Origin of the sequence: Massilia sp. R2A-15, assembly GCF_030704305.1 — a bacterium.
Taxonomy (GTDB): Bacteria; Pseudomonadota; Gammaproteobacteria; order Burkholderiales; family Burkholderiaceae_D; genus JAFCUW01.
Genome location: NZ_CP131935.1, coordinates 3,474,707 through 3,500,841, shown reverse-complemented (window position 1 = coordinate 3,500,841; position 26,135 = coordinate 3,474,707). Strand labels below are relative to the sequence as shown.

Here is a 26,135-nt window from a genome sequence, read left to right as displayed (position 1 = left end):
ATCGGAGCATCTTCATCATGTTCAACCGTGAACCGATTGGCATACCGCTATCTAGAAGTGCAGTACCACCCGCGGCGCAGATGCCGTCGCGACCAGTCGCCGGCGCGCTCGACGATCCCATGACCCATTCGCGACGTTCCGGGTTCAGCCGGCGCGCCCAGGACGCCGCCGGGCTGCGGCTACGGCATCGGGAGCGCGAGCAGATCGCCCATCAGGTCCACGACGACCTTGGTGGCATCGCCACTGCCTTGAAAGCCTGCGTGGAGGTGGCCTTGATGCGGCAAAAGCAGGGTGAGCCTGTGCCTGTCGAACTGCTGGCTGATGCCGCCACGCTGGCGTCGGCTTGTTTTGCGGCGATCCGGCGCATTGGATGCGATTTGCGTCCCACCTTGCTCGAGCAGCTGGGATTTTGGCCCGGAATCGCCTTCCAGCTGAGGTGCCTGGCCAGCCGCAGCGGCGTCCTGACTGCGCTGTACGTCGATGCCCGGCTTGAGCAGATGGCTTTTACCGAGGAATGTGAGCGCGTGCTTTTCCGCGTCATCAGCGAAGCGATCACCAACGCGGGAAAACATGCGCGTGCCTCCCGGCTGACCGTCAAGCTGTTCGAGAACTATGGCTTCCTGATTGCGCGCATCGAGGACAACGGCATCGGTGACGAAGACAATCCCGATCGCGACGCCGCCGGGGCGGCGGCACAGGAAGGCGGCGGGCGCGGGCTGCGCGGCATGCACGAGCTGGCCAACGCCATTGGCGGTTACCTCCTGATCGAACGGGCGCCAGACCAGGGATGCGCTGTGTGCCTTGCCATCCCGATCGGACATTGCTATGCCGGCTGACGCGATCAACTTGCTGCTGGTGGACGACCACCCGCTTTCGCTTGCCGGGGCGCGCTGCGTGGCGCAGGCCGCGGGGATGCATGTCGCCGCGGAAGCGAGTAACGGCGCCGAAGCGATGAAAGCGCTCGCTTCCCATCGAATCGAAATCGCGGTCCTCGACATCGGCTTGCCGGACGAAAGCGGGCTGGCTGTGCTGGCCAGGATCAGGCGGCTGCATCCCGCCGCCAGGGTGCTCATGCTCAGCACGCATGCGGAAGAGATCTTCGCGATCCGGGCGCTGCGCTGCGGCGCCCATGGTTACCTGACCAAGGGCGCGTCGGCCGAGGTGTTTGTGAGCGCGCTGCGGACCATCGCCAGGGGTGGCCGCCACTTCAGTGCCGAGCTGAGCGACCGCTTGCTGCGCGAGGTGTATGGCGGCGCGACGCGCCACCATGACAAGCTGGCTCCGCGGGAGTTCGAAGTCATGATGAAGCTCGTCGGCGGCGAATCCAACGGCGCTATTGCCGAGCAGCTGCACCTCAGCCCGAAAACCATTTCCACGCACCGGATGCGGATATTTCAAAAGCTGGGTGTGGGAAGCATCGCCGAACTGACCCGCCTCGCCATCGAAGAAGGACTCGTCGACCGCGTTGTTCACATCCAGCCCGACGGTTTGCCGGAAAGGAGGACAAGACGATGAACGCCATCCCCCGAGATCGCCAAGAAGCTGCCGGTGTACCGGGTTGCGGCGCGGCGGCGGACAATCGATGCGCCCTTTGCGGCGGCCGCGAGGCTTGCCTGCCCAGCCTGTTTCACAGCGACGACAATGCCGCGTTCGAGCGCATGGTCGCCGGCAAGCGGCGCATTGAACGCCATGCCAGCTTGTTTCGCGCGAATGACAAATTCGATACCTTCTACATTGTCCGTGTCGGGCAATTCAAGGAATTCGTCCTCGATCCGGCCAGCGTGCAGCGCGTGGTGCGGTTTTACATGCCGGGCGACATTGTGGGCTTCGATGGGGTCGCGACCGGCGTGCATAGTTCGCGGGTGATGGCGCTGGAGGACAGCGAAGTGTGCGAGGTGCCGTACGCGCAGGTCAGGAAAGCCATGCACGACCATCCCCGTTTCCTCGATCGCTTTCTCGCCGCCATGAGCGCGACGCTGCTCGATCAACACCAGCACACGCGCTTATTGACGCTGCCGTCGCTCGACGGCAGGTTTGCCTGCTTTCTGCTGTATTTAAGCGCCAACTATGCGCGGATGGGCTATTCCGATACCGCGTTTCGACTGGCCATGTCGCGCAGCGATATCGGCAGCTACCTCGGCACGACCGTCGAAACGGTCAGCCGGCTGATCGCCCGTTTCAATGCGCAGCACGCGGTGCGGATTGAGCGACGGATGGTCCAGATTCTGGATCGCGCGAAACTGATCGCGATGATAGACAACACCGCGGCGGACCGCTGTCCCGTGCCGGCGCCGACGGAAGATCGGCAGCCGGAGATGCCGGTTCACTGACCAGATCGTGCGGCGCTCACGCCGCGTTTCAACGCGGACGGATGCGCAATTTCGTCGAATCGCTAGCCTTAGTTAACGCTTCATAACTTGGCAGATTAATTTCGTCTACGAGGCCGGCTTCGTATTCTTCGCGAACACCGCCAAGAATATTGTCGTATTGCTCGATGCATTCCTGAATCTCGCATTGATTTTCGATTTCCTCGTCGCTGGCATCGTCAGCGTCAATAGCTTGCAAATCGCGCAATTCGTGCTTCATTTCCACAATTTTGCTGGACAATAAAGAAATAAAGACCGCTAGATCTTTTTCGCTTATATTCGGCATGATAATTCCTCTATTCCTCTATTCCTTAAAGCAGAGAGCAGGACGGCTTGGCTCAATTGATCTCGCAATTGCAGAGCGTGCCATATTGTCGAGCGCGCCCTCATACGCGGTTTTCGTCATGGCATTTCGGCAACGTATTGAATAATGCGTGTGATCCTGCCCAGTTTGTTCTACGTCCAAGCCAGCAGGAATTTCCGTTCCATCGGGCAGCAAAAAATAGAACCAGAGCGCATAGCCGAAATTGCCGGCCACGTAACTCAATGAGACGCCTTCGCTGGCGCCGATGAATTTTCTGCCATCCGCTGGATTGACATCTTCGATCCCTCTGACCCATGTAACCGTACTCTTGGCGAAGGTCGTCACACCCGGCGCGACCTCGGTCGGTGTCAGCCAGTCGTCCACGGTACCTATGCCCGAAAAGGCCGCGATGTCGCGGCCTGAGTCGAAGCGAGACGCGCGTATCGTTCAGGTTTTGGCTGGCGCCGGCGTATCGGATTCCGCCGCCCTGGCTGGCGCCGCCACCCGCTTCAACATGACCTGGCACGCGCGCGGCTGTTTGCCCTTCACCAGCAAGTCGCCCTTGCCCAGGTAATTGACCGCCCCTTCGCGCATTTCGCCGCTAAAGCGGTACTGCCAGACGCTGCCCGGCGTTTTCTGGCTGTAGCCCGTTCCGCTCAGGGCGAGGACATCGGCGCGCACTTTCCCGGTCAGCATCTCCATCACCTCGCCGGAGGCACGCCGCATCGTCGCGGTGTCGCCGTGCATTTCCATCTTCACCCGGTAGCTGTATGCCTTTGCCTGGGAGCCGTCGCTGTCGTCGCGGGCCACGCAATTAAGCACGCCTTCCCACTGCTCGGCAGGCGTGCTGTCGGCCAGGTGAGCCGGCGCTTCGACTGGCGCAGGGAGGGGCACGGCAACGGGCACAGGTTCGCTCGCGGGGCGCGGCCGCTGGTGTCCGGCCACCTGGGTGTTCAAATCGCGCACCTCGCGGTGACCGGAACTTGCGACAGGGAAGGGCAACTGGATCGCCTCGCCCATCCTGACGGTGATCATGGTCGGATAGTCGTAGGCCGCGCCGGAGCTGGCGTCCACCGCGGCGCCGATGATGCCGCCGACCAGGATGTTCCCCATCGCCATGCCCTTGGTGCTCGATTTGACGGTGGCGCTGCCGCTCGGCAACGACGGCTTCTCGCACGTGACGGCCAGGTCGGCATAGGCCCGATGGATGGTGACCGTGCCCGGCGTGGTCACGTAGAACTTGCCCTTATCGTTGCTGAGTTCGCATTTTGCGCCGTCCACGATCTGGCCGGCCATGCGCGTGTTGACGGAGACGACCTGGTTGGTGCCGTCGACAATCGACGCGCAGCCGGTCAGGCCGACGCCGGACACGACCAGGGCCAGCGCACAAAACAACCTCCGCAAGAAAAACAGTTCCATCCTTTTCTCCGATTCTCGTTATTGGTTTATTGAAGGTAAAAGCAAGGACTGGTCACTTGCACAACAATAATATTGCATATTTGAAATTATGTCTGCAAATGTGCTGCCTCGAAGCCATCGCTTGACAGGACCTTGGCCGCCCAGACGCTCGCCGGCAACATTGTCCAAGTAACATAAGTTACGAAAAAAACGCGGCGTGCGTTGGAGCAACTCGCGCATTTCGTCTAAACTACGCACTTATTTTTCCGGCGTCCAGAACGACTCTTGTTGAACCGACCATTCAACGCGCTGCCTCGAACGCACAGCTCGTTCGTCCCAAAGGCGCACGCCGGCCTGGCCCTCCTGGGGCCGCTTCACCGAGCATTGCTTTATTTCGACATCCAATGACTATTGACCAGCCAACCGTTACCCAGCCCGCGCCAGGCGGCGCGATCCGCACACTCCGCCGCCGCGCCCCGGTGATCGCGCTGTCGCTGGTCTCGGTCCTGAGCGCGGGCGTGGTGCTGGCGCAGGTGCTGCAGCAGCCCAAGCCGGTGCACACCGCCTCGGTGGACGCCGCGCGGCCGGCCGCGCCGGTCAAGCTCGACACCGTCACCGTCCAGCGCGGCGAGATCCAGCAGACCGTGGAGGCCGCCGGCAAGCTGCAGCTGTATAAATTCGTCGACGTCAGCCCGCAGATCGGCGGCCAGGTCAAGGACGTGCTGGTGCAGATCGGCGACACCGTCAAGGCCGGCGCCCTGGTGGTGGAGATCACCCCGACCGTGCAGCCGGCCAAGGTCGAGAGCAACCGCGCCCAGATGGCGCGCCTGCAGGCCGAATTGTCCGACCAGCGCGCGCAGCTCGACTTCGCCGAACTGCAGTTCAAGCGCCAGACCCAGTTGAAGGCGCAGAACGCGACCCGCGAAGACGCCTTCGAGTCGAGCCGCATGGGCGTGTCGTCGGCCAGCGCGCGCGTCGATTCGATCAACGCGCAGATCCGCCAGGTTGAAGCGAACCTGAAGATCGACGAGGACAGCCGCCAGCACGCGCAGGTGCTGGCGCCGATCGCCGGCACCGTCGTCGCCATCAACGCGCATCCGGGCCAGAACGTCGGACCGGGCCAGCCCGCGGCGCCGCTGCTGCGCATCGCCGACCAGACCAAGATGACCGTGCAGGCCCGCGTCGCCGAAATCGACGTGACGCGCCTGCGCCGCGGCATGACCGCCACCTTCACCACGCCAGGCTATCCGGGCCAGCACTGGACCGGCAAGCTGCGCCAGGTGATGCCGATTCCGGCCGACGGCACGGGCGAGCAGGGCAAGGAGACCTTCTACAACGTGCTGTTCGAGGTGAACAACCCGGACCAGCAGCTGATGAGCGGGATGAGCGCGCAAGTGCAGTTCATCGTCTCGCAGTCGCAGGATGCGCTGCTGCTGCCGGTGCGCGCGCTGGGCGCGGCCGACGCCGACGGCATGTACGCGGCGAACGTGATCGACGCCGACCGCAAGGTCAGCCCGCGCAAGCTGAAGATCGGCCTGCGCAACAAGCAGAACGTGCAAGTGCTCTCCGGCCTGTCCGCCGGCGAGCAGGTCCTGGTCGGCAAGCTGCCGGCGCCGGCGCCGGCGCCGGTTGTGCAGCCGGCCAAGGCGCCGTCCGCGTGATGGCGCGCCCGATGAAGCTGACGGCGCTGGCGCTGGTGTGCGCCACCCTGGCCGCCTGCGCGCACAAGGCGCCCGTCGCCGAGGCGCCGCCGGCGGTCGACATGCCGGCCGGCTGGTCGCAGGGCGGCACGGCCGGCGAGCCGGAGCGCGTGGACGCCGACTGGTGGAAGCGCTTCGGCAGCGACGAGCTGACCGCGCTGGTGGCCGAAGGGCAGGCCGGCAATCTCGGGATGGCCGCGGCGCGCGCGCGCGTGAAGCAGGCGGAGGCCCAGGCGCGCATCGCCGGCGTGCAGCTACTGCCGACCGTCGATTTTTCCACCGGCGCGAACCGCGACCTGCCGATCGGCGCCGGTTCGGCCAGCACCTCGGCCAACGCCTGGATGCAGACCGCGTACGAAGTCGATTTCTGGGGCCGCAACGAAGCGAGCGTCACGTCGGCCGACGCCTCGCTCAAGGCCAACCGCTACGACCGCCAGACCGTCGCGCTGACGACCACCAGCTCGATCGTGTCGATGTACCTGCAGGTGCTGTCGCTGAACGACCGCCTCGACATCGCGCGCGAACACGTCACCAACGCCGAGAAGGTGCTGGTGCTGGTCGAAGCGCAGAAGAAGGCCGGCTCGGCTTCGCCGCTGGACCTGGCGCGCCAGCGCTCGGCGGTCGCGGGGCTGAAGTCCGCCATCCCCGATCTGATGCAGCAGGCGCGCGAGGCCCGGTCGGCACTGGCGATCCTGCTCGGGAAGTCGCCGCAGACCTTCAAGATAGAAAAGCACGGCCTCGACACGGTGTCGTTGCCGGACGTGACGCCGGGCCTGCCGTCGGACCTGCTGACGCGCCGTCCCGACATCCGCCGCGCCGAAGCCGTGCTGGAAGCGGCCAACGCCGACCTGGCGGTGGCGCGCGCCTCGCTGTTCCCGCGCATTCGCCTGACCGGCGCGGCCGGCGCGCAAAGCAACGCGCTGCTGGCGCTGTTCAACGGGCCGGCCCTGCTGGCCAACGTGGGCGCCTCGCTGGTGACGCCGATCTTCGACGGCGGGCGCCTGAAAAGCCAGCGTGACCTGGCCGCCGCGCGCAAGCAGGAGATGGTGCAGGTGTACCGCTCCACCGTGGTGGCGGCGCTGTCGGAAGTGGACATCGTGCTCGGCCAGATCCGCACGCTCGACGAGCAGCGCAAGCTCAAGCAGACCGAGATGGAGCAGGCGCGCCTGGCGTACGACCTGTCGCAGATCCGCTACCGCGCCGGCGCCGAGGAACTGATGACGGTGCTCGACACGCAGCGCGCGATGTCGGACGTGCAGAACGACCTGGGGCAGCTGAAGCTCAAGCGCCTGCAGGCCACCGTGACGCTCTTCAAGGCCCTGGGCGGCGGCTGGCACGATGAAACGGCAGCGAAAGATCCGGCAGGCTGACGTGTTCTTCGCGGCGGCGGGGCGGGATCTGCCCCCGCCTGGTCAGCGGCCTGCGTGGCCGATTTCGATAATGAAGCAGCTGTCGGTGTGCTCGTTCGCGGCGGCGCAGTCCGGGCTGGCCGCGCGAACGGCGCCCGCGGCATCCATCGTCCAGCGGTCGACGAACCAGACGCCATCGGGCTCCTTGTGAAGGATGTAGGCCTTGCTGTTTTCCAGCGACGGTTCGGCCGCGCGCGCCGCCAGCGGCGCCGCGAACTCGAACTCCCGCCACTCGTCGCGCTCCTGGTCCACTGTGATTTCCGTTGACTGGTCGCCCGCCAGCACGCGGCGGCCAGGGAACCCCGCGCGCACGCCGAATCGATCTGCCGCATCGTGCTGCATGCCGGCGGTAAGCCGTGCGTAGATCAGCGCCATCTGCGTATCCCTGGTTGACAAAAATGACTCACGATTATTGCTCCGCGGATCTGCGCCGCGGTTTGCGTAATGTCAAACATCAACGCAATCCCATCCATGCGGATCGCGGTGACGTGCTGCTGCGATGTGTCCTTGTCCAAGCGGCTTCCTTGACGGTGGGTGCGAGTTCAGCGGGGCAGATTGTCGATGCCTAATTGCAATTTCAGCGCTTGGTATTTTAGTAACTAAGCGTGGCTATGTCTACAAAGCAATTATTACAATAGCGAAATTACCAGCCGCCATCGCGTCCCCGCGCCGGCGTTTCCAGCAAGAATCGCGATTTTCCCCACATTTTCGCCTCTGTTAGGCACCGCACAGTGTCAACCTTGCAATACCTTTACCTTTTGTACTCGGCGCAGAATCTCGTGTCGAAACACGCATGATGCAGCGCAGTCCATGCTCGCGCCGCCGTTTGACCGGCGCGGGATCAGGGAAGAATGAATGGTGAAGATCGTTTCACGCCGGGCAGCTTAAAAAATTTTCTACAAGGGATACATCATGGATAACCAAAAATCGAACGAAGGCAGCGGACGCGACCTGGGCCGCGAAGGCGCAGGCAGCAGCATGGGCAAGGACATGGGCGCGTCGCGCAGCACGGGCGGCAGCGCGGGCGCTTCCGGCGCATCGGGTGCGGCGAGCGCGGCCAGCGGCATGATCGACAAGGCCAAGGACATGGCGAAGGACCTGTCGAAAGACGTGCAGTCGGGCGCCGCGGACGTCCACAAGTCGATCGACAAGGCAGCCGACGCGGCCCAGCCGATCGTCGACCGACTGGCCACGTCGGCGCATGCCGGCGTCGACAAGCTGTCCGGCGCGCTGGCCGGGGCGACCCAGGGCATGGACGCGAAATCGCGCCAGCTCGCTGACGCCGCCAAGAACTTTGCCGAGACTGGCCGCGGCTACGTGCGCAGCAGCCCGGCCACCTCGGTGCTGGTTGCGCTGGGCGCCGGCTACATCCTGTCGAAGATCCTGGGCGGCCGCCGCTAAGCAGGGCCGGCCGGATCTTCACGCCGCGGCCGGCCAGCGCCGGCCGGCGGCGTGTTCGTGCGCGTAAAAACTAACAAGAAAAAGGACAAATCATGCAAACTCAATCTGCAGGTTCGGAGATCTACGGACGCGACCTCGACATCGACGCCGCCGAGTCGGCGCGATCGGGCGTCTCCTGGGGCGCGATCTTCGCGGGGGCGGCCGCCGCGGCGGCGCTCTCGCTGGTGTTGTTCATCCTCGGTTCGGGCCTCGGCCTGGCGGCGATCTCGCCCTGGTCGTACAACAGCGCGACGGCGATCGGCGTGTCGACCATCCTCTGGATTTCGTTCACTCAGCTGGCCGCCGCGGCGGTCGGCGGCTACATGGCAGGGCGCCTGCGCACCAAGTGGGCCGGGCTGCATACCGATGAAGTCTATTTCCGCGACACCGCGCACGGAATGCTGGCCTGGGCAGTGGCGACCATCCTGGCGGGGCTGCTCGCCAGCGGCGCGCTGAAAAGCGCGGCGAGCGGGGCGATCGACGCCGGCGCCGGCGTAGCCAAGGCGACGGCGGCGGTGGGCGCTGGCGCCGCGGCCGGCGCGGCCAAAGAGGCTTCCAGCGAAGGCGCGCTCAATCCGGTCGACTACTTCTCGGATATGCTGCTGCGCACCGACAAGCCGGCCGACGCCACGGGCGCCAATGTGCGCGCCGAAGTGGTCCGCATTTTCGCCACCGGCCTGCAGGCCGGCAGCCTGGCCACCGACGACCGCACCTACCTGGCCCAGGTGGTGGCGGCGCGCACCGGCCTGTCGCAGGCCGATGCGGAGAAGCGCGTCGACGAAGTCTACGGCAAGGTCAGCACCGCCGCCGCCAACGCCAAGGCGAAAGCGAAGGAAGCGGCCGATACCGCGCGCAAGGCCACGGCCGGCGCCGCGCTGTGGATGACCGTGGCGCTGCTGCTCGGCGCCTTCGTCGCCAGCGTGGCGGCGACCTTCGGCGGCAAGCTGCGCGACAACGCCATCGCGCTGTCGCCGCGTACCCGATAACCGACCACTAAAAGGAGAACTCCATGCGCTCGATCCTGTTATGGATGATTGGTGTACCGATTCCGATCATCATCCTCATTGCCATGTTCGCTCACTGATCGTTCCAGGTGGGGGCGGGTCGCCTGACTCGGCCCCCTTTTTTTCTTCCGCTGTAAAAACCACACTCGCCCGGCCATCCACGCAATTATTTGAGAGAATTGCCTCATAGACATTTAATTGAATGTTGAATGTGGGTATCCTTAATTGCAATAGGCACTCGCACTTCCCGTTTCGCCAGCCTCGACCCTGCTGCCGCCAGACTCGCCTGTCAGCGACCCACATCGTTCGCCCGCTTCGCGTTTATCCCTTACCGACCTTCGTTCCTGCCCGCCCATGCGGCGGCCGGCGCGCGCATCGTCATTCAACGAGAATTCGAACATGTTTAAGAACCTGAGCATCAAAACGCGGCTGATCTTCGTGATCGCCCTGCTGAGTCTTGCGTCGCTCGCCATCGGACTGGCCGGCCTGCGCGACCTGAACGCCACCAACGAGGCGCTCAAGACCGTCTACAACGACCGGCTGGTCGCGCTCGGGCAGCTGAGCGAGGTGCTGTCGCTGATCCAGCAGAACCAGAACGCGCTGTCGAAGGCGGCCAGCGGCCAGCCGGACCAGTTGCCGGCTGCAATCGACGATGTCGAAAAGCGCATCGGGGTGATCTCGGCCAAGTGGGGCGAGTACATGGCCACTTACCTGACGCCGCGCGAGAAGGAACTGGCGGCGACGTTTGCCGCGAGCCGAAAGACCTTCGTCGACACCGGATTGAAGCCGATCCTCGCCGCGTTCCGCGCCGGAGACCTGCCGGCCGCCGTCGCGCTGGTGCATGGCCCGCTGGGGGCGGCCTTCGTTCCGCTGCAAGACAACATGCACGCGCTGGTCAGGCTGCAGCTCGAAGTGGGTCAGGCCGAGTACCAGGCGGCCATCGCGCGCTATGAAACCGCCAAGCTGGTGGCCATCGGCCTGATCGCACTGAGCATCGCGTGCGGCATCGCGATCGGCGCCTGGCTGGTGGCTGGCATTGCGCGTTCGCTGGGGCAGGCGCTGCGCATCGCCAACAGTGTCGCCGCGGGCAACCTGACCGAGCGCATCGACATCGCGTCGAACGACGAAATCGGCCAGTTGCTGCACGCGCTGCAGAAGATGAACGACGGCCTGGTGGAGATCGTCGCCGAAGTGCGCAGCGGGACCGACATGATCGCCACCGCGTCGGGCCAGATCGCGGCCGGCAACCAGGACCTGTCGAGCCGCACCGAGCAGCAGGCCAGCTCGCTCGAGGAAACCGCCGCCTCGATGGAAGAACTGACGTCCACCGTCCGGCAGAACGCCGACAACGCGCGCCAGGCCAACGCGCTGGCCGAATCGGCGTCCGGCGTGGCGTCGAAGGGCGGCAGCGTGATCGGCCAGGTGGTCGACACGATGGGCGAGATCAACGACTCGGCCAGGAAGATCGTCGACATCATCGGCGTCATCGACGGCATCGCGTTCCAGACCAACATCCTCGCCCTGAACGCCGCGGTGGAAGCGGCGCGCGCCGGCGAACAGGGCCGCGGCTTCGCGGTGGTCGCCACCGAAGTGCGCAACCTGGCGCAACGCTCGGCCGCCGCCGCGAAAGAGATCAAGGCACTGATCGGCAACTCGGTCGAGCGCGTGGACGCCGGCAGCAAGCTTGTCAACGAAGCCGGCGCGACGATGCACGACATCGTCGAGAGCGTGCGTCGCGTGACCGACATCATGGGCGAGATATCGGCAGCCAGCCAGGAGCAGACCGCAGGCATCGACCAGATCAACCAGGCCGTCGCGCAGATGGACCAGGTCACGCAGCAGAACGCGGCGCTGGTGGAGGAGGCGTCGGCCGCATCGGAAGCGATGCAGGACCAGGCGGCCAAGCTGGCGCTGGTGGTCAGCGTGTTCAAGCTCGATAAGGTGGCGGCGCCGCGGCCGCCGATGCGCCAGGTGCCGGCGACGGCGCGCAGCATCGAGACTGCGCGCTTCGCACCGGCGCCAAAGCCGCGCGCTGCCGTGGGCGACGACTGGGAACAGTTCTAGGCGCTTAGCGGGCCGCCTGCAGCACGAAGCTCTGCTTGCGGCAGGTGTTTTCCGAGCGCCGCACTTCGCTGGCCCCGCAGCTGGCCGAGGCGCCGCGCTTGTCGTAGCAGACGTGGATCTCGCTGAGGAATCTGCCGCCGGCGCCGCAGAACGGCAGCACCGCGTTCTCGGCCAGGCGCGGGTTCGCCGCGCGGAAAGCCTGCACGAATTCGCCGTAGCTGGTGCGTACCGGCGCCGAAGGCCGTTGGAACGGCGCGGGGATCGCCAGCTGGTCGCGCAGCCGCGCCGACATCTCGAAGTACGCCGCCGGATTCAGGCCCGAGCAGGTGCCATGCTTGCTCCATTCGTGGCCGATCATGTTCGGCGACGGGTACAGCGACGCATATTTGTCGCGATCGCGCGGCGACAGGCGCTCGGTGGAGCACTCTTGCGGATAGCCCTTTTCATATTGCGGCCACAGGCCGTGCAGCACGAAGCCAGCCTGGCGTCCCGGCGCGCACTGGTTCGGATCGTCGTGTGTGGCGCAGAAGGCCGGCGACCAGCTCATCGCCACGGCGTAGTAATCGAACCGCCCCGGCTCTCCGGCATCGCGGCCATGGCGGTATTGTTCGGCGCTGGCGCCTGCGGCGGCGCACAGCAGGGCGCCCATCAGCATGATTCTCTTGACCGGCATGGATGGCTCCTTGAAATTGTCTCGGGGAAAGGTCTTGCGCGTTACATTTTATAACGAGATCTCGTGCGCTCTTTGCCGTGGCAAGCGTTAATCGGGTATGCAGGTACGAAACGCGATTTTGGTTCGCTGACGTACAGAAAGCTCTGTCGGATAGGTGCACCATATTGGTGCATTTTCGACAGAGCGTCCCCATTTTCCAGCGAGGTCCTATGAACCAGCACATCCCCTTCAAGCGCATCGCGCTCGCCGGCCTCGGCGCCGTCCTGATGAGCGCCGGCGCCAGCGCCTTGGCCGATCCTCCGTCGCGCGTGGCGCGGCTGGCGTATGTCAGCGGCCCGGTCAGCTTTGCGCCGGCCGGCGACAACGTGTGGGAGAACGCCGCCCTCAACCGGCCGCTGATTCCGGGCGACCGCCTGTGGGTCGAGCCGGGCGCGCGCGACGAAATCCAGCTCGGTGGCGCCGCGCTGCGCATGTCCGGCGGCACCCTCGTCACCTTGCTCGGTAACGACGACCGCGCGACCCAGCTGCAGCTGTCGCAGGGACGCCTGAATATCCATGTGCGGCGCCTGCGGCCGAACGACGTGTTCGAAATCGACACGCCGAACCTGGCGCTGTCGATCCGCGAGCCGGGCGATTACCGCGTTGAAGTGGACCCAAACGGCGACGCGACGATGGTGGCGGTGCGGCGCGGCCAGGCCGAAGCCTACGGCGACGGCAACGCCTATCGGCTCGCCGCCGGGCAGGCCTACAGCTTCGGCGGCACCGACCTGCGCGATGCGCGCTACGCCCGGCCGCTTGCCGACGAATTCGACCGCTGGTCCGATTCGCGCGACCGCCGCATCGAGCAGGCGCGCTCGGTGCGCTATGTGTCGCAGGACCTGGTCGGCTACGAAGACCTCGACGACCAGGGCACCTGGCGCGTGGTGCCCGATTACGGCAACGTCTGGATGCCGGCGCATGTGGGCCGCGACTGGGCGCCGTATCGCGACGGCCACTGGTCGTACGTGCAGCCGTGGGGCTGGACCTGGATCGACGACGCGCCGTGGGGCTATGCGGTCTCGCACTACGGCCGCTGGGCGCGCTTCAACGACGGCTGGGGATGGGTGCCGGGGCCGCGCGCGGCAAGCCCGGTGTACGCGCCGGCGCTCGTCGCCTTCGTCAATATCGGATCGGGATCGTACGCGCCGCGCGAGCGGCCGGTCGCCTGGTTCCCGCTGGCGCCGCGCGAGGTCTACCGCCCGTCGTACCGCGCCAGCCCGAACTACATCACCAACATCAACATCACCAACACGGTGGTGGACCGCCGCCACATTTCGCGTGACGACCGGCGCGTCGAGTATGCCAACCGCCGCGCGGTGACGGCAGTGCCGGCCAACGCGTTCGCGCAGGCGCAGCCGGTGTCGCGTTCGGCGATGGCGCTGCCGGCGGCTGCGCTGGCCGCCGCCGCGATCGCGCACAATGCGCCGGTGGCGCCGGAACGCGAACGCGGGCATCGCGGCCAAGGCAACCAGCCGCCGCAAGCGGTGATGCAGCGCCAGGCGCTTGCGCGCAACGCGCCGCCGCGGGCCGCCTTCCAGGCGCCGATGCCGCAGCAGCAGGCGCCGCAGGCGGCTTTCGCGCCGGCGCCTCGCGTCTTGCCGCAGGACCGGCGCGGCGCGCGCCAGTTCGGACAGTTGCCGCCGCAGGGCAGCGCGCCGGTGGTTCAGCAGCCGCTCCCGCCGCAGGTTCAGGCCATCGAGCGCGATGCGCGCCGCGATCATGGACAACGCGATGCCGAGCAGCGGGGCCGCGCGCAGCAGCAGGAACAGCAGGCCGCGATCCAGCAACAGGCCCGCGAGCAGGAGCAGCGCGGACGCATGCAGCAACAGGAGCAGCAGGCGCGGATGCAGCAGCAAGCGCGCGAGCAGGAGCAGCGCGGACGCATGCAGCAACAGGAGCAGCAGGCGCGGATGCAGCAGCAGGCCCGCGAGCAGGACGAACGAGTCCGCGCGCAACAGCAGGAGCAGCAGGCTCGCGAGCGCCAGCAGCGAAGCCACGCGCAGGAGCAGGATCAGCAAGCGCGGATGCAGCAGCAAGCTCGCGAACAGGAGCAACGCGGGCGCGCGCAACAACATCAGGAACAGCTGGCTCGCGAGCAGGAACAGCGGGGCCGCGCGCAGCAGCAGGAGCAGCAGGCGCGAATGCAGCAGCAAGCGCGTGAACAGGAACAGCGCGGACGCGCGCAGCAACAGGCGCGCGAACAGGAGCAGCAGGCGCGAATGCAGCAGCAAGCCCGCGAGCAGGAACAGCGGGGCCGGGCGCAGCAACAGCAAGAGCAGCAGGCGCGGATGCAGCAGCAAGCGCATGAGCAGGAACAGCGCGGACGCGCGCAGCAGCAGGCGCGCGAACAGGAGCAGCAGGCGCGGATGCAGCAGCAGGCTCGCGAACAGGAGCAGCAGGCCCGGGCGCGCCAGGCGCGCGAGCAGGAACAGCAGGCCCGCGCGCAGCAGCAAGCCCACGCACAGGAGCAGGCGCGCGCACAGCAGCAGGCGCACGCCCAGGAGCAAGCGCGGGCGCAGGAGCAGGGTCGGATGCAGGCCCTGGCCGCGCAGGCTGCCGCGCGGGCGCAAGCGGAACAGGCAAGGGCGCAGGCGCACCAGGCGCCAGCGGCGGCCGCTGCATCGGCGCCGCCGGAGAAGGAGCGCGGTCACGGCCGTGGCCGCGACAAGCAAGACGACAAGGAACAGCAGAACCGGTAGACGGTTAGGCGGCTGTCGCGCCATCGGGGTCAGGTTCCGCGGACCTGACCCCATCCTGGACATCTCGACGGGACCAAGGTTACACCGGTCTTTTTGATGCCGAAGAACCTTGGTCGATAATTTGTAGTGAGATCAAAATGGGGTCAGGTCCGCAGGACCAGACCCCGATTCTGCGCGCCGCGCGTCCTTACTTCATCAAGTCCGGCACAGGAACCGGCGCCGGCGCCACCGGCTTCTGGCGCCGCATCCGGTGCATCCCGCGCCTGATCAGGTGCTCCAGGTCGTCGATGTAGGTGAACACCGCCGGCACCACCAGAAGGCTGAGCAGCGTTGATGTCATCAGCCCGCCGATCACCGCAATCGCCATCGGCGAACGGAAGCTCGGGTCGGCGCCCCAGCCAAGCGCCAGCGGCATCATGCCGGCGCCCATCGCGATGGTGGTCATGATGATCGGCCGGCTGCGCTTGTGGCAGGCGTCCACCAGCGCGTCGAAGCGGTTCTTGCCCGCCTCGCGCGCGAGGATCGCGTAGTCCACCAGCAGGATCGAGTTCTTGGTCACGATCCCCATCAGCATGATCAGGCCGATCATCGACGGCATCGACAGCGCCCGCCCGGTGACCAGCAGCGCCACGAACGCGCCGCCGATCGACAGCGGCAGCGCCGCCAGGATCGTCACCGGCTGCATGAAGTCATGGAACAGCAGCACCAGCACGCCATAGATGCACAGCACGCCGATCGCCATCGCGATGCCGAAGCTGGCGAACAGGTTCTCCATTTCCTGCGCGTCGCCCAAGTCCGCAAGCTCCACCGACGCCGGCAGCCCCTTCACGGCCGGCAGTTGGCGCGCTTCCTCATTGACTTCCCCGAGCGAGCGGTTCGACAGTTCGACGTCGAGCCGGACGTTGCGGCTGCGGTTGAGGCGGTCGATCTGCGCCGGGCCGCTTTCCATCGTGATTTCGGCCACATTCGCCAGCATCACCGGCCCGTTCTTGCCGGGCACGGTCAGGCGGCCGATCGCATCGAGATCGGCGCGCACGGTGTTGGGCAGCTTGACCCGGATCGGTACCTGGCGCTCCGACAGATTCAGCTTGGTGAGCGCGACATCGTAGTCGCCGGCCGTCGCCACGCGCACGGTCTCGCCGATCGATTCGGCGGTCACGCCGAGGTCCGCGGCCTTGGCAAAGTCGGGCCGGACGATGATCTCGGGGCGCACCAGCGATGCGGTCGAACTGACGTTGCCGATGCCCTTGAGGGTGCGCAGATCGCGCTCGACCGCGCGCGCCGCCGCGTTGAGCGCGACCGGATCGTCGCTGCGCAGCACCAGCTCCATCTTCACGCCGGTGTCGGGGGGGCCGACGTTGAACTTCGCGCCCGGCACCTGGTCGAGCTTCGCGCGAATCTGGCGCTCGATGTCGTTGAGCGACTCCTTGCGGTCGGTGCGATGCACGGTGGTCAGCGTCAGGATCGCGCGCCGCGCTTCGGCCGCGGCGCCCGGAGCGAACGCATCGCCGCTGGAGCCGCCGCCAATCGAGCTGAAGACTCCCTTGATGCCCTTGACCTGCATCGCGGCCACGCGCGCCTGTTCTGCGACGGCCCGCGTTTCCGCCAGCGTGGAGCCTGGCGGCAGCTCGATGTTGATCTGGGTCTGCGACCGGTCGGCCGGCGGCACGAAGCCTGTCGGCAGCAGCCCTGCCAGCGCGATCGAGGAGACGAAGAAGACGATCGAGGCGATCGCCGTGATCCGGCGATGGGTCAGGCACCAGCGCATCGCGCGCATGTAGCGCGTCATGATCCAGCCGTCATGTTCGTCGCGGTGCGCGACCGGCTTGAGGATGTACGCGGCCATCATCGGCGTCAGCAGGCGCGCCACCAGCAGCGATGCGAGGATCGCCAGCACCGCGGTCCAGCCGAACTGCTTGAAGAATTTGCCGGGAATACCGCCCATGAACGCGGTCGGCAGGAACACGGCCACCAGCGCGAACGTGGTGGCGATGACGGCCATGCCGATTTCGTCGGCCGCTTCCAGCGCGGCCTGCATCGGCGTCTTCCCCATGCGCAGGTGACGCGAAATATTTTCGATCTCCACGATCGCATCGTCCACCAGCACGCCGACCACCAGCGCGAGCGAGAGCAGGGTGACGGTGTTGAGCGTGTAGCCGAACAGGTATTGGCCGAGGAAGGCCGGAAGCACCGACAGCGGCAGCGCGGCCGCGGCGACCAGCGTCGCGCGCCAGTCGCGCAGGAACCACCACACCACCAGCACCGCCAGCAGCGCGCCTTCGTACAGCAGCTCCATCGATCCGGTGAAGTTTTCCTGTACCGGCAAGGCGTTGTCGATCACTTCCTTGAGCACGATGTTGGCGTGCGTCTTGCGCAGCTCGGCGACGGCCTCGCGGGCGCCTTCGGCGACGTCGATCTCGCTGGCGCCCTTGGTGCGGAACACCTCGAAGCCGACCACCTTCCTGCCGTCCTGCTCGGCCAGCGAACGCGGTTCCGCGACGGTGTCGGTCACGTTGGCGATCTGGTCGAGGCGCACGCGGCGTCCGTCGGCCAGCGGAATGTCCAGCGCCGCCAGTTCGGCCGCGGTCTTGACGGTGGCGATGGTGCGCACCGACTGCTCGGCGCCGCTGATGTCGCCACGCCCGCCCGGCGACTCGCGCTGCACGCTGCGCAGCTGGCGCGACACATCGATCGCCGACACCTTCAGCGCCGCCATGCGCGCGTCGTCCAGTTCGACGCGCACCTCGCGCGTGACGCCGCCGACCCGCTTCACCGCGCCCAGGCCTGGCACGCTGAGCAGACGCTTGGTCACCACGTTGTCGACGAACCAGCTGACCTCCTGGTCGTCCAGCGGGGTGCCGCCGCTGGCCGGGGCAGGGGTGGCAATGAAGGTCATCACCACGCGTCCCGCGGTGGACGCCTTGGTCACCGTCGGGTCGCGCATCTCGGCCGGCATGTCGGCCTTGACCCGCGCCACTGCGTCGCGCACGTCGTTGACCGCTTCGGCGATATCCTTCTCCAGGATGAATTCGACCGTGACCGTGGCCACGCCATCAAGCACGCTGGTGTAGATGTTCTTGACGCCCTGCAGGCTGGCGACCGAGTCCTCGATCTTGCGCGCGACCTCGGTTTCCAGCTGCGCCGGCGCGGCGCCGTCGAGCGTCGCGGCGACAGTCACGATCGGCAGTTCGATGTCGGGGAAGTCCTGCACCCTGTTGGCCTTGTACGCCAGGATGCCGGCCAGCGACAGCAGGATGAACAGCATGATCGCCGGTACCGGGCTCTTGATCGATAGTGCGGAAAAATTCATGGCGATTCCTTATTTGGCCGCGACCGCCGCCGGCGCTGCCGCGGGCACGTTGCGTACCAGGTCGCCGTCGTTGAGGAAGCCGGCGCCGGAGACCACCACCTGCTCCTCCGGCTTCAGGCCTTTGATCACTTCGATGCGGTCGGACAGGCGGCGCCCGGTCTGCACCTTGAGCTGGCTGACGCGCTGATCGGCGTTCAGACGGAACACGTAGCTGAAGCCGTCGCGCACAACCACCGCCTGCTGCGGCACGGTCATCGCGTCCGACGTGCCCAGCTCAAACTGGCCGCTGGCGAACATGCCGGCCTTGAACGGGGAGTTCGCCGAGAGCGACGGCGGCAGGTCGACATACACCAGCGCCGAGCGGGTTTGCGGATCGATGGTCGGCGCGATCATGCGCACCGTGCCGGTCAGTTCGGCGCCGCTGGCTGCCTTGACCACGGCCCTGGTGCCCGGCTTGATGCGCGCCAGGTCGGCCGCGATCACTTCGGCGCGCCACTCGAGGCGGCCCTGGCGGATCATGCGGAACAGTTCCGTGCCCACGCCGACCACCGAGCCGACGGTGGCGCTGCGCGCCGAGATCACGCCGCTGTCCGGCGCCACCACCTGCGTGTATTTCAGGCGCAGCTGCTGCGCCGCCAGCGTGGCCTGCGACGCGGCGATGCGCGCATTCGCGGTCTGCTCGGCCGTCATGTACTGGCTGATCTGCTGCGCCGACAGCGCGCCCGAGGTCTGCAAGGTGCGGGCGCGCGCCGCATTGGCGCTCGCTTCGGCGGCGTTGGCGCGCGTTTCCTGCAGCGCCGCGCGCGCCTGCGCCACGTCGGCGTTCACGCTGTCCGCCGAGAACACCGCCAGTACCTGGCCCTTTTTGACGATGTCGCCGACATTCACGCGCACTTCGTTGAGGCGAAAGCCGCCGGTTTCGCTGCCGATGATCGCCTCCTGCCACGCCGCCACGTTGCCGTTGGCGGAGAGCTTGACCGGCAGGTTGGCGGCCGATGGACGTGTGGTGGTGACGGTCAGCGAGGGCTTGGGCGGCGCGGGCTTCTTGTCGTCGGCGGCGGCGGGGGAGACCAGCACGGTCGCGGCGGCGCAGGCGGCCAGAACGCCGAAGACGAGGGCGGAAGCGGGATTGAGCAGCAGATTTTTCATGTTCTGGGATTCCGTATTCAAGCGATTCATTGGGCGGCGGCGAAGTTGGCGGCGGGCGTCCAGCCGCCGCCGGCGGCGCGGTAAAGCGCGATCCAGGCGGCGTTGCGCTCGCGCTGCAGGGTCACGACGGCGTTTTCGGCGGCGAGCCGGGTGCGCCGCGCGTCTTCCAGCTGCAGCAGGCTGGCCAGCCCGTTCTTGTACAGGTCTTCGGTCGCGCGGAACGAATAGCGGTAGCCGTCCATCGCCACCTGCGCGTCGTCGCTGCGCTGCGCGGTGCTGCGCAGATTGACCAGCGCCTCTTCGACTTCGCGCACCGCCTGGCGCGCCACCGCGCGGTAGCTGACGACGGCGTTGTTGTAGCGCGCGCGGGCGGCGTCCACGTTGGCGCTGCGCCGGCCGGCGTCGAACACCGGCACGGTCAGCGCCAGCGGGCCGATGGTCCAGGTATCGAGCTTCGTGTTTTCGCCGCCGCTGCGGAAGTTGGCGACGCCCACCGCGCCCTGCAGCGACAGGCGCGGATAGCGGTCTGCCTGGGCGCTGCCCACCTCCGCGCTCGCAGCGGCTACTTCGCGTTCGGCGTTGAACACGTCGGGACGCTGCGCCAGCGTCTGCGCCGGCAGCGCGCTGATCTCGATCGACGCGGCCGCAACGGCGGTCGCGCCGGCGATCTTCCGGCGCAGGTCCGGCTCGGGGAGTGCGGTCAGCATCACCAGCGCCTTGACGTCGAGGTCGCACTGGGCGCGCTGGGCGGTCGCGCGGCTGCGGCCTTCGGCGGCGCTGGCGCGTGCCAGCGCCGCGGTCGCCGGCGACTGGAAACCGGCGTCGGTGGTCAGCTGCGTCAGGCGCGAGGTGTCGTCGCGCGATGCCGCGTCCTGTTCGGCCACCGCCAGTAGCTGTTCGCAGGCGCGCAATGCGTAATACTGGTTCGCGGTTTCGGCGGCCACCGACACGCGCGCTTCGTGCCAGCCCGCCTGCGCGCCGGCCAGCCGTTCCCCGGCGGCGCGGCGCTCGGCCCGGCGCGCGCCGAACAAGTCGATTTCCCACGCGGCCTGGAATGCGGCCTGCGAGGTGGTTCCGGTCGGGACCGCGCTTTGCTGGTTCGAGCGGCTGATGCTGGCCGCCGCATCCACCGACGGCAGCAGCGCCGCGCCGGCCGCCACGCGCTGGGCGCGCGCCTGCATGATGCGCGATCGCGCGCTCGACACCGTGGGGCTGGCCGCCTGTGCCGCATCGATCAGCTGCGCCAGCAACGGGTCGCCCTGCTGCCGCCACCAGCTGGCCAGGTCGGTCAGGCTGCCGTTGTGCGCGGGCGCCGCTTCCCAGCTGGCCGGCGCCAGCGGATCGACCTTCGGCGCCGGCGGGGACAGGGCGCAGGCGCACAGCGCGAGCGGCGCGGCGGCGGTCGTCAATATGCGGGCTATCTTCATGCTTTGTTCTTTCGTGGCTGTGATTGTTTCGGCGCCGCCGCGGCCTCCATGCGGGCTTTCTCCGCGTGGACCATCGCCTCGGCGTAAGCGACCAGACGCGCGGTCCAGGTGTCGATCGCGGCGCCGTCGGCCAGCAGCTGCGGCGTGAGCTGCTCGACGACGTCGCGCGAGATCATCAGGTGGATGGCCATTCCAACCACCGCGAACGCGAGCCGCGCCACGTCGTCGGCCGGCGCGGCGCTGCCCAGATGGCGCCCCAGCACCTGCACCAGGCCGGCGTGCGCGGGACGGATGCCGTTGTCGATCTCGTCGAGCCACAGGCCGGTCGGCTCGAGCATCTCGCGGAACCACAGGCGCATCGACAGGCGCTGCAGGTCGCCCTGCTTGAGCTGCCCGAGCAGCATCGCGTAGAACGCCTCGAGCGATTCGCGCAGCGACGCGGCGGGGTCGGTGAACGCCGCGACGTCCTTGCGCGGGCAGGGCGCCAGTTCGCGGAAAGCGGCGCGGTACAGGCCGGCCTTGTCGCCGAAGTAGTAGCTGATCGACGCAACGTTGGTGCCTGCGGCGAGCGCGATCTCGCGGGTTGAGGTAGGGGCGAATCCCTGCTCGGCGAACAGGCGCTGCGCGGCCAGCAGCAGGCGTTCGCGCGACTGGGCGCCGTCCGAGCGGGTCTTGCGGGTGTCGTCGTTGATGTTGTCGCCTGAATATTCCATTGTCAAATTACACCACAATTGTCAATCGGCCGATATAAGTAAAACGCTTGATTGAACTTGCTGTTACATCTGCTTACAATTGAAACACAGCAAGCTTCATCTACGGGGGCAGTTGGGATATAAATATGAACACGGCACACTTCGATGTCGGCTCGAGACTACAATGAAAACACAACGACTATCCCTCTTCCTCTTCAGCGCCCTGGTATGGGCCGCGGCGCCGGCCGGCGCCCAGACGCTCACCCCCGACCAGCAGGCGGTCCATGTCCTGAACCGCCTCGCGTTCGGCCCGAAACCGGGCGACATCGAACGCGTCAGGCAGATCGGCGTCGAGCGCTACATCGACGAACAGCTGCACCCCGAAACCATCCCCATGCCCGCCGCGCTGACCGAGCGCCTCGCTTCGCTGGCCGCCGTCAACCGCAAGGCCGGCGACGTGGTCGATCAATTCGTCGACCTGCAAAAGCAGGTGCGCGTCGAGGACGAGGGCGCGAAGCAGAAGCGCCGCCTCGCGCTGACGGCGATCGCGATGGAGACGGCCGAGGCGCGCTTGCTGCGCGCGATCGACAGCCCGCGCCAGCTCGAAGAGGTGATGGTCGATTTCTGGTACAACCACTTCAACGTCTTCTCCGGCAAGGGCATCGACCGCGCGCTGGTCGCCAGCTACGAGCGCGATGCGATCCGGCCTTACGTGCTTGGCTCCTTCCGCGACATGCTGGGCGCGACCGCCAAGCATCCGGCGATGCTGTACTACCTCGACAACAACCTGTCGACCGTGGCCGGCTACACCCCGGGCAGGGTGCGCGCCGCGCTGGCGCTGACGCCGAAGGGCAAGGCCAGCGGCCTGAATGAGAACTTCGCGCGCGAGATCATGGAGCTGCACACGCTGGGCGTGGACGGCGGCTACACGCAGAAGGATGTCACCGAACTGGCGCGCATGCTGACCGGCTGGGGCTACGACCAGCGCACGCTCATGCTGAGCAACCAGACCTTCCGCTTCGACCTCGCGCGCCACGACAAGGGCGTCAAGCACTGGCTGGGCCGCGAAGTGAAAAGCGAGGGACTGGCCGAGGGCGAAATGGCGCTCGACGTGCTGGCGATGCATCCGTCCACCGCGCACCACATCAGCTACAAGCTGGCGCAGTACTTCGTGCAGGATGAACCGCCGCCGGCGCTGGTCGAACGCATGGCGCGCATGTACATGGCGTCAAAGGGCGACATCCGCTCGGTGCTGCGCACGCTGTTTTCGAGCCAGCAGTTCATGGCGCCGGAAGCGGTGGGCGCCAAGTTCAAGACGCCTTACCAGTTCGTGATTTCCGCGGCCCGCGCCAGCGGCGCGCCGGTGACCAACATCCAGCCGCTGCTCGGTACCATGACCCAGCTGGGCATGCCGCTGTACGGCTGCCTGACGCCGGACGGCTACAAGAACACCCAGGAAGCGTGGCTCAATCCCGACGCGCTGACGCGCCGCATCACGTTCGCGACCGCGCTCGCCGGCGGCAAGCTGCCGCTGTCGAAGACGCCGGCGATGTCGGCGCCCGCCGCGCCGGAACTCGATGCGACGCAGCTGCAGGCCACCCTGGGCGGCGCCATTTCGAGCCGCACCCTGAGCACCGTTGCCGGCAATGCGGAGCCTTTGCGCGCCGCCATGCTGCTCGGCAGCCCCGACTTCATGCAACACTAAAGCGGACGACAAGAACATGAAACGCAGAGACTTCCTCAATTCGATGGCGCTGGGCGCGAGCCTGGTGCTGCCTGTCGGCCGCAGCGCGTGGGCCGCCACCGGCGAAAATCCAACCAAGAAAAAACTGATCGTCGTGATGCTGCGCGGCGCGGTCGACGGCCTGAACGTGGTGGCGCCGGTCGCCGACGAAAACTACCTGCGCCTGCGCCCGACCATCGGCCTGTCCGCACCCGGCATGGAAGGCGGCGCGCTGGACCTGGACGGCTACTTCGGCATGCATCCCGCGCTGGCCACGCTGCAGCCCTTGTGGCAGGAAAAGAAGCTCGCCTTCGTCCATGCCAGCGGCTCGCCAGACAGCACCCGTTCGCACTTCGACGCGCAGGACTACATGGAGTCGGCCACGCCGGGCCGCAAGAACACGCCGGACGGCTGGATGAACCGCCTGGTCACGGCGCTGCCCGGAACCTCGACGCCGAGCCGCGCGCTGGCGATCGGGCCGCTCATGCCGCGCATCCTGTCGGGCGCGTCGGCGGCGGTCAACCTGCCGAACGTGATCGCCGCCACCAAGGCCAACATCCTCGACCGCCCGGCCATCGGCGCGGCGTTCGACCAGATGTATGCGAGCCACGAGCGCTTCGGCCGCGCCTACCAGGACGGCAAGAACGCGCACAAGGAAGTGATGGAAGCGGCGGCAGCCGGCGAGATGAATCCGGCCGACGGCGGCGCGCCGCTGCCGAACGGCTTCCCGGACGACGCCGCGCGCCTGGCCGCGCTGATGCGCAACGATCCGAAAATCCAGCTCGCCTTCATCGCGCTGGGCGGCTGGGACACCCACGCCAACCAGGGCGCCGGCAAGGGCCAGCTGGCCAGCCGCCTAGCGCCGCTGGGACATGGCCTGGCCGTGCTGGCGCAGCGCCTGGGGCCGATGTTCGATGACACGACGGTGATCGTGATGTCCGAATTCGGCCGCACCGCGCGGGAAAACGGCAACGGCGGCACCGACCACGGTCACGGCAACGTGATGTGGGTGATGGGCGGCGGCGTCAACGGCGGCAAGGTGTACGGCGACTGGCAGGGCGTGGGCGACGCAGCGCTGAACGAAGGGCGCGACCTGCCAGTGACGACCGATTTCCGCTCGGTGCTGGCGCAGGTCGCCGAACGCCACATGCGCCTGAACGACCGCCAGCTGGCGCAGATATTCCCCAACATGCCGCAGCGCCAGGCAGGATTCCAGCTGATGAAAGCATAGTAGTTTTACGGTATTGCAGCGCACCATAAAGCGGACTATATTGGACCTGTCTCCTCCAATTTCCCGCAAATTGGATTACCGCCCGCACCGCAAGGTCGCGGGCGTTTTTTTTGATGCCGGGTCAGCCTGCCTGTCTTTCGCGCAGCACCAGCGTGAAGGTGCTGCCGACCCCGAACTCGCTCGACAGCTGCAGGCTTCCGCCCAGCAGGTTGGCCAGGTTCTGGCATAAGTACAAACCCAGTCCCGCCCCTTCCGCGTGCCTGGTGGATGTCGAATCGAGCTGCGAAAACGCCTGGAACAGCTTGGCCTGATCCTCGGCCCGGATGCCCGCGCCGCTGTCGGTCACACTCACTTCGGTAACGACTTCGCCGGCGATGCTGCGCTGCGTCAGGGCGACCCGGATCGCACCGTGCTCGGTGAACTTGATCGCATTGTTGACCAGGTTGATCACGATCTGGGCCAGCGCGCGCCGGTCGCTGGTGACCACGACCGGTTCGGGCGGCAGGTCGACCGTGAGCGCCAGTCCCTTTTGCGCCGCCAGCGGCCGCAGCGAATCGGCCGTTTCGGTAATCAGCGCCTGGCACTGCACCGGCGCCAGCGCCAGCGTGACTTTGCCGGCCTCGATCTTCGCGACGTCGAGGATGTCGTTGATCAGCGAGAGCAGGTGGCGCGCGCTGGTGCGGATCGTGTTCAGCTGGCGGTCCTGGTCGTCGGTGAGCGGACCGGGGAGCTTCATCAGCAGCGTGCCGGTGAACCCGATGATCGCATTGAGCGGCGTGCGCAGCTCGTGCGACATGTTGGCGATGAACGCCGATTTCATGCGGCTCGCCTCGGCCAGCTCGATGTTCTTGCGCGCGATCTCCTGGTTGTGCGCCTCCAGTTCGGCGGCATGCTGCGACAGCCGCATGTTCAGCTCGATGACCTGGCGTTCGCGCGCCTGCAGCTCGCTGTTGACCTGCACCGCCTGTTCGTAGGTCGAGATCAACAGGTCGAGCATCTGCTGGCGGCTGGCGTTGATGATGTGCTTCTGCTCGCCCAGATAGACTCCGATACCCGCTTCCGGCCCCGCATCCTGGCGCAGGCGCTGGTTAAGCAGCACCTGGCTGACGCGGTTCAGCAGGTACTCTTCGGAGTAGGGCTTTCGGATGAAGTTGTCGGCGCCGGACTCGATGCCGCGGATGATGTCCTTCGGGTCGTTGAGCGCGGTGACGAGGATGACGGGAATGTCGCGCAGCGCGGCATCTGCCTTGAGCGCACGGCACAATGCGTAGCCGTCCATTTCGGGCATGATGATGTCCGAGACGATCAGCTGCGGCTTGCGCTCGCGGATCTGGTCGAGGGCCTTCTGGCCGTTGGCAGCGACCCGCACGCGATAGCCGGCCGACGCGACCAGCCGGCGCAGGCGTTCGGCCTGGGTCGGGCTGTCCTCGACGATGAGGATTTCATGGTCTTGCGCCTGCAGTTCCCGTTCGTGTTCCACGTTTCGCCTCCTGGTTCGAGGCCTGAA

General features: G+C 66.8%; 21 protein-coding genes. 11 read left to right on the top strand and 10 right to left on the bottom strand.

The window, feature by feature from the left end:
* The first annotated feature begins 17 nt into the window (after positions 1 to 17).
* Genes Q4S45_RS15995 through Q4S45_RS15985 form a run of 3 tightly spaced genes read left to right on the top strand, consistent with a single transcriptional unit; the run spans position 18 to position 2,330 of the window.
* A complete protein-coding gene (locus tag Q4S45_RS15995) occupies positions 18 to 836 on the top strand; it encodes a sensor histidine kinase (protein WP_305505885.1) in 819 nt (272 codons plus the stop codon).
* Complete coding sequence (locus tag Q4S45_RS15990; protein ID WP_305505883.1) at positions 826 to 1,515, top strand: response regulator transcription factor; 690 nt, start codon at positions 826 to 828, stop codon at positions 1,513 to 1,515. Before Q4S45_RS15995 ends, Q4S45_RS15990 begins: the two co-directional genes overlap by 11 nt.
* Positions 1,512 to 2,330, top strand: a complete 819-nt coding sequence (locus tag Q4S45_RS15985) for a Crp/Fnr family transcriptional regulator (protein WP_305505881.1) — start codon at positions 1,512 to 1,514, stop codon at positions 2,328 to 2,330. Before Q4S45_RS15990 ends, Q4S45_RS15985 begins: the two co-directional genes overlap by 4 nt.
* Positions 2,331 to 2,358: 28 nt before the next feature.
* Here the strand turns inward: Q4S45_RS15985 and Q4S45_RS15980 are convergent, their stop codons facing one another.
* The 3 genes from Q4S45_RS15980 to Q4S45_RS15970 all read right to left on the bottom strand — a co-directional run bounded on the left by Q4S45_RS15980 (position 2,359) and on the right by Q4S45_RS15970 (position 4,089).
* Entirely contained in the window at positions 2,359 to 2,652 is a 294-nt protein-coding gene (locus tag Q4S45_RS15980; protein WP_305505879.1) for a hypothetical protein, read from the bottom strand.
* Positions 2,653 to 2,670: 18 nt separating this feature from the next.
* Complete coding sequence (locus Q4S45_RS15975; RefSeq protein WP_305505877.1) at positions 2,671 to 3,054, bottom strand: hypothetical protein; 384 nt, start codon at positions 3,052 to 3,054, stop codon at positions 2,671 to 2,673.
* A gap of 63 nt (positions 3,055 to 3,117) precedes the next feature.
* The gene (locus tag Q4S45_RS15970) at positions 3,118 to 4,089 is read right to left on the bottom strand and encodes a hypothetical protein (RefSeq protein WP_305505875.1); all 972 of its coding nucleotides are present in this window, start codon (positions 4,087 to 4,089) and stop codon (positions 3,118 to 3,120) included.
* Positions 4,090 to 4,472: 383 nt separating this feature from the next.
* Between Q4S45_RS15970 and Q4S45_RS15965 the strand changes: the two genes are divergently transcribed.
* Together Q4S45_RS15965 and Q4S45_RS15960 are read left to right on the top strand one after the other, a co-directional pair.
* Positions 4,473 to 5,729 carry an efflux RND transporter periplasmic adaptor subunit gene (locus Q4S45_RS15965; protein WP_305505873.1) on the top strand — a complete coding sequence of 419 codons (1,257 nt, stop codon included), beginning with the start codon at positions 4,473 to 4,475 and terminating at the stop codon, positions 5,727 to 5,729.
* Positions 5,729 to 7,138: an efflux transporter outer membrane subunit gene (locus Q4S45_RS15960; RefSeq protein ID WP_305512124.1), complete on the top strand. Its 1,410-nt coding sequence runs from the start codon at positions 5,729 to 5,731 to the stop codon at positions 7,136 to 7,138. Before Q4S45_RS15965 ends, Q4S45_RS15960 begins: the two co-directional genes overlap by 1 nt.
* Positions 7,139 to 7,180: 42 nt before the next feature.
* Here the strand turns inward: Q4S45_RS15960 and Q4S45_RS15955 are convergent, their stop codons facing one another.
* The gene (locus Q4S45_RS15955; protein WP_305505871.1) at positions 7,181 to 7,552 is read right to left on the bottom strand and encodes a hypothetical protein; all 372 of its coding nucleotides are present in this window, start codon (positions 7,550 to 7,552) and stop codon (positions 7,181 to 7,183) included.
* A 537-nt stretch (positions 7,553 to 8,089) separates the two neighbouring features.
* Here Q4S45_RS15955 and Q4S45_RS15950 point away from each other — a divergent pair.
* From Q4S45_RS15950 to Q4S45_RS15940, 3 genes are all read left to right on the top strand, one after another.
* The gene (locus tag Q4S45_RS15950; RefSeq protein ID WP_305505869.1) at positions 8,090 to 8,578 is read left to right on the top strand and encodes a hypothetical protein; all 489 of its coding nucleotides are present in this window, start codon (positions 8,090 to 8,092) and stop codon (positions 8,576 to 8,578) included.
* Between the two features lie 92 nt (positions 8,579 to 8,670).
* Positions 8,671 to 9,603, top strand: coding sequence for a hypothetical protein (locus Q4S45_RS15945; protein ID WP_305505867.1), 933 nt, complete (start codon positions 8,671 to 8,673; stop codon positions 9,601 to 9,603).
* A gap of 417 nt (positions 9,604 to 10,020) precedes the next feature.
* Entirely contained in the window at positions 10,021 to 11,685 is a 1,665-nt protein-coding gene (locus Q4S45_RS15940; RefSeq protein ID WP_305505865.1) for a methyl-accepting chemotaxis protein, read from the top strand.
* Positions 11,686 to 11,689: 4 nt separating this feature from the next.
* On the opposite strand, the gene Q4S45_RS15935 is transcribed toward Q4S45_RS15940, so the two are convergent.
* Positions 11,690 to 12,358 carry a ribonuclease T2 gene (locus Q4S45_RS15935; protein ID WP_305505863.1) on the bottom strand — a complete coding sequence of 223 codons (669 nt, stop codon included), beginning with the start codon at positions 12,356 to 12,358 and terminating at the stop codon, positions 11,690 to 11,692.
* A gap of 209 nt (positions 12,359 to 12,567) precedes the next feature.
* Between Q4S45_RS15935 and Q4S45_RS15930 the strand changes: the two genes are divergently transcribed.
* Complete coding sequence (locus tag Q4S45_RS15930; RefSeq protein WP_305505861.1) at positions 12,568 to 15,096, top strand: DUF6600 domain-containing protein; 2,529 nt, start codon at positions 12,568 to 12,570, stop codon at positions 15,094 to 15,096.
* A 187-nt stretch (positions 15,097 to 15,283) separates the two neighbouring features.
* Here the strand turns inward: Q4S45_RS15930 and Q4S45_RS15925 are convergent, their stop codons facing one another.
* From Q4S45_RS15925 to Q4S45_RS15910, 4 genes are read right to left on the bottom strand one after another with little or no spacing between them, the layout of a single operon-like run.
* Positions 15,284 to 18,406 carry an efflux RND transporter permease subunit gene (locus tag Q4S45_RS15925; RefSeq protein ID WP_305505859.1) on the bottom strand — a complete coding sequence of 1,041 codons (3,123 nt, stop codon included), beginning with the start codon at positions 18,404 to 18,406 and terminating at the stop codon, positions 15,284 to 15,286.
* 9 nt (positions 18,407 to 18,415) lie between these two features.
* Positions 18,416 to 19,555, bottom strand: a complete 1,140-nt coding sequence (locus Q4S45_RS15920; RefSeq protein ID WP_305505857.1) for an efflux RND transporter periplasmic adaptor subunit — start codon at positions 19,553 to 19,555, stop codon at positions 18,416 to 18,418.
* Positions 19,556 to 19,581: 26 nt separating this feature from the next.
* Positions 19,582 to 20,982: an efflux transporter outer membrane subunit gene (locus Q4S45_RS15915; RefSeq protein ID WP_305505855.1), complete on the bottom strand. Its 1,401-nt coding sequence runs from the start codon at positions 20,980 to 20,982 to the stop codon at positions 19,582 to 19,584.
* Entirely contained in the window at positions 20,979 to 21,695 is a 717-nt protein-coding gene (locus tag Q4S45_RS15910) for a CerR family C-terminal domain-containing protein (protein ID WP_305505854.1), read from the bottom strand. The genes Q4S45_RS15915 and Q4S45_RS15910 overlap by 4 nt, the downstream gene beginning before the upstream one ends.
* A gap of 163 nt (positions 21,696 to 21,858) precedes the next feature.
* On the opposite strand from Q4S45_RS15910, the gene Q4S45_RS15905 reads away from it, so the two are divergent.
* Together Q4S45_RS15905 and Q4S45_RS15900 are read left to right on the top strand one after the other, a co-directional pair.
* Positions 21,859 to 23,379: a DUF1800 domain-containing protein gene (locus tag Q4S45_RS15905; RefSeq protein WP_305505852.1), complete on the top strand. Its 1,521-nt coding sequence runs from the start codon at positions 21,859 to 21,861 to the stop codon at positions 23,377 to 23,379.
* Positions 23,380 to 23,395: 16 nt separating this feature from the next.
* Positions 23,396 to 24,628, top strand: coding sequence for a DUF1501 domain-containing protein (locus tag Q4S45_RS15900; protein WP_305505850.1), 1,233 nt, complete (start codon positions 23,396 to 23,398; stop codon positions 24,626 to 24,628).
* Positions 24,629 to 24,749: 121 nt separating this feature from the next.
* Here Q4S45_RS15900 and Q4S45_RS15895 read toward each other — a convergent pair whose 3' ends face one another.
* A complete protein-coding gene (locus Q4S45_RS15895) occupies positions 24,750 to 26,108 on the bottom strand; it encodes a hybrid sensor histidine kinase/response regulator (protein WP_305505848.1) in 1,359 nt (452 codons plus the stop codon).
* Between the last annotated feature and the right edge of the window lie 27 nt (positions 26,109 to 26,135).